The sequence below is a fragment of the Streptomyces sp. NPDC052701 genome, assembly GCF_040678355.1.
Classification (GTDB): domain Bacteria; phylum Actinomycetota; class Actinomycetes; order Streptomycetales; family Streptomycetaceae; genus Streptomyces.
Window position 1 is genome coordinate 73,007 of the sequence record NZ_JBFATO010000036.1, and the last position, 6,843, is coordinate 79,849.

The window sequence follows — 6,843 nt, forward strand, 5'->3', positions numbered from 1 at the left end:
GCGGGTCTCCGATCAGGTGTTCGTCAGAGCAGGCCGTGCCGGGGCGGCCTGGTGCCGTTGAGCACGTACCGGCCGATGTGCTGGATCTTCCAGCGGACCGGGTCGTGCAGGGTGTGGGTGCGGGCGTCCCGCCAGTGCCGGTGCAGGTTGAGGGAGTGCAGGGCCGAGCGGGTGCCGGACACCTCGAACAGGGCGTCCGCCACCTCGACGGCCGCCCGGGCCGCCTGCACCTTGGCCGTGGCGACCGCGACGGACGCCTCGGCGGCCGAGTCGTCGGTGAGGTCGGCCCGCGCCGCGTCCACCGTGCGGGCGGCCTCGCGCAGCAGGGCCTCCGACGCCCTTACCAGCAGGGCGAGTTCGCCGAACCGCTGGATCAGCAGCGGGTCCTCGGCGGCGGTCTCGGCGCCGCTCTCGAACCAGGGCCGGCTCCTGGTCCGCACGAACGCGACGGCCTCCGCCAGCGCGCCCCCGGCGATGCCGGTGTCGATGGCCGCGTGCAGCAGCTGCGCGACCGCACCGTGCAGTTGAGGGCCCTGGAAGGTGAGGTGGTGGGGCAGTACCCGGTCGGCGGGGACCGGGACGCCGTCCAGCCGGACGGTGCCGCTGGCGGTCGTCCGCTGCCCCATGCCGTCCCAGTCGTCGGTCACCGTCAGGCCGGGCGCGTCCCGGGGCACGTACGCCACATGCAGGGCGTCGTCCTCGGCGCGGGCCAGGACGGGGATCCAGTCGGCGAACAGGGCTCCGGTGGCGTAGTGCTTGACGCCGGTCAGGACGTACGAGCCGTCCGGCCGCGGCTCCAGCCGGGTGCGGATGTCCTGGACGTGCCGGGTGCCGGCCTCCGACTGGGCGTTGCCGAGACGGCGTCCGGCGAGCAGCTCGCCGAAGAAGAACGTGCGCTGCTGCTCGGTGCCCTGGCCGCGGATGACGTTGGCGTAGACGAAGTGGCTCTGCGGGATCTGCGCGATGCTGGCGTCGGCCGAGGCCAGCAGCCGGAAGATCTCCGCGAGGGTCTCCTGGCGGACGTCGGCGCCGCCGTGCTCGGCGGGCACGGTGACGGCGAGCAGCCCGGAGGCGGACAGCAGGTCCAGCTCCTCGCGCGGCAGCCGGCGCTCGGCGTCCCGGGCGGAGGCGTCCGCGCGGAACTTCTCGGCGAGGGCGGCCGCGACGGCCAGGGCCTGCGCGTCGTCGGCGATCACGTGCGCGGACACGGCGTTCAGCTCGCCGCGGCCAGGACGGGCGTGCGGCCCAGCGCCGCCGAGAACTGGTCGACGACCTGGGTGAGGGCCTGTGAGGCGGCGGGCGCGACGGTGAGGGAGCCGTCCTCGTGGACGGTGATGTCCTGGTCGAGGGTGAACCAGCCCTGCACGATGTGCGCGGCGCCCATGGAGTTCAGGACCGGGCGGAGCGCGTAGTCGATGGCCAGGACGTGCGCGGTGGTGCCGCCGGTGGCGAGCGGCAGCACGGTCTTGCCGGTCAGGGCGTACTGCGGGAGCAGGTCCAGGAGCGCCTTGAGGACACCGGAGTAGGCCGCCTTGTAGACGGGGGTGCCGACGACGACGCCGTCGGCGCGGGCGAACAGCTCGGTGGCCGCGACGATCGCCGGGTGCCGGAAGTCGGCGCCGAGCAGGGCTTCGGCGGGGACGGTGCGGACGTCGAGCGGGACCACCCGGTGGCCCTGCGCGATCAGGCGCTGGTCCAGGTGGCGCAGCAGGCGGTTGGTGCGGGAGGAGGCGGACGGGCTGCCGGAGACGGACAGGACGGTGGCCATGGGTCCTCTTTCGGGGAGGGCCGGGGCGCCCGCGCGGCGGCGGGCGCCCCGGGGAAGCGGTCAGGAGTACCAGGTGGGCTGGGGAAGTTCGCCCTCCAGGACCCAGCGGCCGACCTCGCGGCGCTTGTAGGCGACCGGATCGTGCAGGGTGTGGGTGCGGATGTTGCGCCAGAAACGGTCCAGGCCCTCCGCGGTGCTGGTGGCGCGGGCGCCGGTCACCTCGAAGACGCGGTTGGCGACCTCCAGCGCCACGTCGGTGGCGCGGGCCTTGACGGCGGCCACCCGCACCTCGAACTCGCCGCGGGCCCGCTCGGTGACCGCGCCGGGGTCGTCGTGCAGCTTCTGCCCCTCGGCGGCGACGGCGTCGGCGAGCGCCTCGACCGCCCACAGCTTCGCCGTGAGGTCGCCGTAGGTGTCGATCACGTACGGTTCGTCGACCGCCCGCTCGTACCCGCCGTGCAGCCAGGACCGGGACTTGGTGCGGGTGTAGGCCGCCGCCGTCTCCAGGGCGCCGCCCGCGATGCCGAGGTAGAAGGCGACGAAGACGAGCTGGATGGTGGGCACGTTGAGGGTGGCGTACGTGCGCGGCTGGAATTCCTTGCCGACGTAGCCGAGCGCCGAGGACCAGGGGGTGCGCACGCCGTCGAGGGTGACGCTGCCGCTCTCGGTGAGCCGCTGGCCGATGTTGTCCCAGTCGTCGTGGAAGGTCAGCCCGGCGGTGTCCGAGGGCACGATCGCGAAGACGTGGTTCTCCGTGCCCTCCAGGACGCCTTCCAGGACGGTGACGTCGGAGACCCGGCTGCCGGTGGAGAACGACTTGCGGCCGGAGAAGACGAGGTCGTCGCCGTCCTCGGTGACGACCACGTCCTTGTCGCGCGGGTTGACGGCGCCGCCGAAGAACCAGCGCTCGCGGGCGGCCTCGGCCTCGGTGCGCTCCCACTGCTCGCGGGTGCCGACCAGGCGGGCGGCCCAGTTCCACAGGTAGTGGTAGCCGAGCAGCTGGCCGATGGAGCCGTCGGCCTTGGCGACCTCGCGCACGACGCGGTAGGCGGTGGTCCAGTCCTGGCCGGCGCCGCCGTGCTCGACGGGACCCAGCAGGGTGACGAGTCCGGCGTCCTTCAGCAGCCGGACCTCGGCGTACGGGGTGGCGCCGGCGCGGTCGCGGGCCACGGCGTCGGTGGCGAGGACGGCCGCGGCCTCGGCGGCGCGGGCGATCCACTCCTCGGCGGTGCGCGGGGCGGGGCGGGTGTGCCAGTCGGAGGGCGTGACGGTGCTCATGGGTGTGGCCTCTCTCGCGGTGCGGGTGCGGTCAGGCGTGGGCGGGGACGGACGCGGGCCGGGTCCCGGCGTCGGGCCCGGCCTCGTCGTCGGGGAGGCCGGCCTCCAGTTCGCGCACCAGGGGCAGCACGCGGCGGCCGAAGTACTCGACTTCCTCGTGGTAGTGCAGGAAGCCGAGCAGGAAGAGGTCGACGCCGAGCTTCTTGTAGGCGACGATCCGCTCGGCGATCTGCTCCGGGGTGCCGATGAGCCCCGTACGGAAGCCGTCGTTGTACTGGACCAGGTCCTCGAAGGTGGAGTCCTGCCACATGCCCTTGCCGTCGGCGGTGGACTGCCCGGCCTGCTTCACCGCGGCGCCGAAGCCCTCGACGGCCTCGGTGTCGGCCTTGGCGACGATCTCCCGGAGGGTCCCGCGGGCCTCGGCCTCGCTGTCGCGGGCGATGAGGAAGCCGTTAAGGCCGAACCGGGGCGGCCTGCGGCCCGCCCGGGCGGCGGAGGCGTGCACGTCCCGGATCTGCTCGACGACCCCGTCGAAGTCCTTGCCGTTGGAGAAGTACCAGTCGGAGACCCGGCCGGCCATGGCGCGGGCGGCGGTGGAGTTGCCGCCCTGGAAGATCTCCGGGTGCGGGCGCCCGGGGATGTCCAGCGGCTTGGGCTTGAGGGAGAAGTCGCGCAACCGGTAGAAGTCGCCGGCGAGTTCGGCGTGGTCCTCGGTCCAGACGGCGCGCAGGGCGCGGATGAACTCCTCGGCGCGGCGGTAGCGCTCGTCGTGCTCCAGCCAGGGTTCGCCGAGGGCGGTGAACTCGCCCTTGAACCAGCCGCTGACGACGTTGACCGCGAAGCGGCCGCCCGACAGGTGGTCCGCGGTGACGCCCAGTTTGGCGAGGACGCCCGGGTGCCACAGGCCGGGGTGCACGGCGGCGATGACCTTCAGGCGCTGTGTGGCGAGCAGCAGGGCGAGGCTGAAGCTGGTCGACTCGTGCTGGTACTCGGCGCCGTAGCTGGCCATGTAGCGGACCTGGCTGAGCGCGTACTCGAATCCGTTGTCCTCGGCGAGGACGGCGAGTTCGCGGTTGTAGTCGTAACCCCAGTCGGTGCGCTGCTCGATGGTGCTGGTGACGAGTCCGCCACTGACGTTCGGGACCCAGTAGGCGAATTTCACGGGTGCTGCGGGCATGCGGAACTCCTGTTGCGGAAAGCGCGGGAACGCCGAATTCGAAAGGCACGGCGAAACGGCCTGAAATTCAGGCGGTGAAGGGGAAGCGCGGCACACGGGCGTCCGGGAGGGAGGCGTGCGGCGTGGCGTCGGGGATGCGGCGGATCCGCGGGATCAGGCCGCGGCGCAACAGGAGGCGCTGGAGACGCGCGCGAGGTCGACGTGGCGTCGCCGCGTGAGGTCCAGTCGCGTTGTCATGCCGTCGATCGTGACAGTCGCGGGTGAGGGCCGTCAAGGAAAACCCGACCGGTCTCGTATCGCGGACCACCGAATTTCACGAAGGTGTGACAGGGAAACCCTTGAACCGCATGCGCGGGCACCCGCATTCTGCGGCGGTGCGGATAGATGCTCCAGCCGCAGATCGTGATCTTCATGTCTGGTTCGCAGTTTGTCGGCGGTAATGGCCGGCCCGGGCTCGGGCCTGATGGCGACGTCGCCAGGCGGACCAGCGGAGCCGGTGGGCCGCATCATGCACCGGCCCGACGACGAGCATCGTGAACAGTCGCTGGATCTCGTTGCAGGTGAGCGGGATCAGCCCGTCCGGGGCGGGATGGCGGGCGTGCTCGTCGGCGCGGACAACGGCGAGGAAGGCGTGGGTGAGCATGGCCAGGGGGTGACCCAGCGCGACCACGAGGTGAAGCGGCGGACCTGGTGCTCGCCCAGTCCGGCCAGGCCCTTTCCGGCCTGAAAGGTCACCTCCGCCCGCCGTCTCGAACCGGCTGTGCGCACCAGCGTGGCCAGGGCCACCAGGGCCGACGACCAGCAGCGGTGGCAGGCGAGTTCGCCGGTGGTGTGATTGCGGCGGATCAACAGTTGATGGCTGCCGGACGGGGGTTCGGCCAGGTCGATGACGGCCCAGTCGTAAAAGCGGTGCCCCTTGGCGCCGGCCCCGGCCGACAGTTTCTGCCAGGCCGACTTGCGCACCTTTGCGGCCAGGGCATCCGCGCGGAGTTTCCCCGCATCGGTGGTCCCTTCAGCCGAGCAGGCGACGGCCAGCACGTAGCCGGCCCCGCGCTCTTCCAGCGCGGACCGCAACTTCGGGTTGCCGCTGTAGATCTCGTCCCCCGTGACCCAGCCCACGCGGTGCCCGGCGTCCAGGAACCGGCCGGTCATGCGGGCGGCCGGCTCCGGCTCGGTCGCGAAGACGGTGTCCTCGCCCAGGCCCGCGGCCCGGCAGCGGTCCGGGTCGCCCGCCCAGGAGCGCGGGATGTGCAACTCCCGGTCCGCCGCCGCGTGCCCGCGGCGGCCCGCGTGGACCAGGTGGACGGCGACCTGCGCGTTCTCGATCCTGCCGGCGGTGCCGGTGTACTGACGCTGGACACCGACGGTGTGCGTGCCCTTCTTCACGTCCCCGGTCTCGTCGACCACCAGCACCGCATCCTCGTCGCGCAGGTGCTCCAGCACGTACTCGCGCACGTCGTCGCACACGGCGTCGGCATCCCACCCGGCCCGGCCGAGCAGGTGCTGCATGCCGTCCGGGGTGGCCTCCCCGGCCCACTCTGCGATGCTCCAACAGTTCTTGCGCGGTGGGTCCGACAGCAACCCCCGCACCAGGTCCCGCACCCGGCGCCGGGGTTCGACCCGCGCGAACCGGCCCGCTGTCCGACCCATCAGGACCTCGAACGCCTCCTGCCGGCGGGCAGGGTCTACGCAGTCCCTCTCGGCCACCCCGGGCTCTTCTGTCTTCACACACCGATGGTCACAAACGGCCGCAGTTGACAGTCGTGGGTGCACCCCTGGATAGGCTCCCGTGCCCATGAGCGCCATACAACTCTGGAGACGAGCACGCCGGGCGGACAAGCCGGTCGCTGTCATCGTTGGCGTGGGGAACATGCTGCTCTGCGGCGTGCTCTTCGTGATGGTGATCGGCGGGCTACTGGGCTTCGGGGCAACTACCCGGGAGCAGGAGACCGCCGCTCGGATCCTCGCGGGCCAGATCTTTGGGGGCTGGCTCGCGGGCGGGCTGATGCTGCTCTTCATGCTGGGTATGACGCGGGCCTTGTTCAGCCACCTGGCCACGATGCTGTTTACGCCCGCCGCGCTGATCCTGATCCTGGTGCTCTTGTAGTGACGTGCAGCATGCGGTCCAGCAGGCGCTGAGGGCCCGAGCTATGCCGGCGCCCGGCGTCAGGCAGGCAACTCTGAGTACCGGAGCGGCCAACTGAGCCACTCAACGGCCGACTGGGGCGCCCGGTCACATCACCAGCAAGATCACGATCTACGGCTGGCGTATAGATCAACGGAATACATCGCCGCGGTCACCGCTGATCGGGATGCGCACCGGCTATGTGATGCACCGGTACGTCCACCGGTTGCTGGACGGCCGCGGCCCTTCCTTCGCGTACTTCACCGACGGGGCGGAGATGGGCAAGCTGACGGTCGCGGAAGGGCTGGGGGCGACCGTCCTGCCCGACTCCAGCGTGATCGGGGACCCGCTGGAGCGACGCGGCGCCATCACCCACCGGCCGATCGCCGGGGACACGACACGGGTGCTGCTGATGCTGCGGCGCCGGCGGGCGGAGTCGGTGCCGCGCGCGGCACGGGAACTGCGCGCGGCCTTCCTGCGCCCTGCGCAGGAAGG

Annotated in this window: 6 protein-coding genes and 2 pseudogenes; 2 read left to right on the plus strand and 6 right to left on the minus strand. The window is 72.0% G+C overall.

The annotated features are described in order from the left end of the window. Positions 1-23: 23 nt before the first annotated feature. The 6 genes and pseudogenes from AB0L29_RS29635 to AB0L29_RS29660 all read right to left on the minus strand — a co-directional run bounded on the left by AB0L29_RS29635 (position 24) and on the right by AB0L29_RS29660 (position 5,873). Positions 24-1,208, minus strand: coding sequence for an SfnB family sulfur acquisition oxidoreductase (locus AB0L29_RS29635; protein WP_365831354.1), 1,185 nt, complete (start codon positions 1,206-1,208; stop codon positions 24-26). Positions 1,209-1,213: 5 nt separating this feature from the next. Next, a complete protein-coding gene (gene ssuE / locus AB0L29_RS29640; RefSeq protein WP_365831356.1) occupies positions 1,214-1,768 on the minus strand; it encodes an NADPH-dependent FMN reductase in 555 nt (184 codons plus the stop codon). 60 nt (positions 1,769-1,828) lie between these two features. Continuing rightward, positions 1,829-3,046: an acyl-CoA dehydrogenase family protein gene (locus tag AB0L29_RS29645; RefSeq protein WP_365831358.1), complete on the minus strand. Its 1,218-nt coding sequence runs from the start codon at positions 3,044-3,046 to the stop codon at positions 1,829-1,831. Between the two features lie 31 nt (positions 3,047-3,077). Further along, positions 3,078-4,223 (minus strand): dimethylsulfone monooxygenase SfnG, encoded by a 1,146-nt coding sequence (sfnG, locus tag AB0L29_RS29650; protein ID WP_365831360.1) that lies wholly within the window; start codon positions 4,221-4,223, stop codon positions 3,078-3,080. A gap of 153 nt (positions 4,224-4,376) precedes the next feature. Next, entirely contained in the window at positions 4,377-4,460 is an 84-nt protein-coding gene (locus AB0L29_RS29655) for a putative leader peptide (RefSeq protein WP_365831370.1), read from the minus strand. A gap of 172 nt (positions 4,461-4,632) precedes the next feature. Then, positions 4,633-5,873: pseudogene (locus AB0L29_RS29660) on the minus strand (IS701 family transposase). Between the two features lie 145 nt (positions 5,874-6,018). Between AB0L29_RS29660 and AB0L29_RS29665 the strand changes: the two are divergent. Next, on the plus strand, positions 6,019-6,330 hold the full coding sequence (locus AB0L29_RS29665; RefSeq protein ID WP_365831362.1) for a hypothetical protein: 312 nt from the start codon (positions 6,019-6,021) through the stop codon (positions 6,328-6,330). Between the two features lie 193 nt (positions 6,331-6,523). Continuing rightward, positions 6,524-6,843: pseudogene (locus AB0L29_RS29670) on the plus strand (LysR family transcriptional regulator); the annotation flags it as partial.

Coding starts and splice junctions, on each gene's coding strand:
- AB0L29_RS29665 (WP_365831362.1), top strand. CDS start 6,019: ATGAGCGCCATACAACTCTGGAGACGAGCACGCCGGGCGGACAAGCCG.
- AB0L29_RS29655 (WP_365831370.1), bottom strand. CDS start 4,460: ATGACAACGCGACTGGACCTCACGCGGCGACGCCACGTCGACCTCGCG.
- ssuE (WP_365831356.1), bottom strand. CDS start 1,768: ATGGCCACCGTCCTGTCCGTCTCCGGCAGCCCGTCCGCCTCCTCCCGC.
- AB0L29_RS29645 (WP_365831358.1), bottom strand. CDS start 3,046: ATGAGCACCGTCACGCCCTCCGACTGGCACACCCGCCCCGCCCCGCGC.
- sfnG (WP_365831360.1), bottom strand. CDS start 4,223: ATGCCCGCAGCACCCGTGAAATTCGCCTACTGGGTCCCGAACGTCAGT.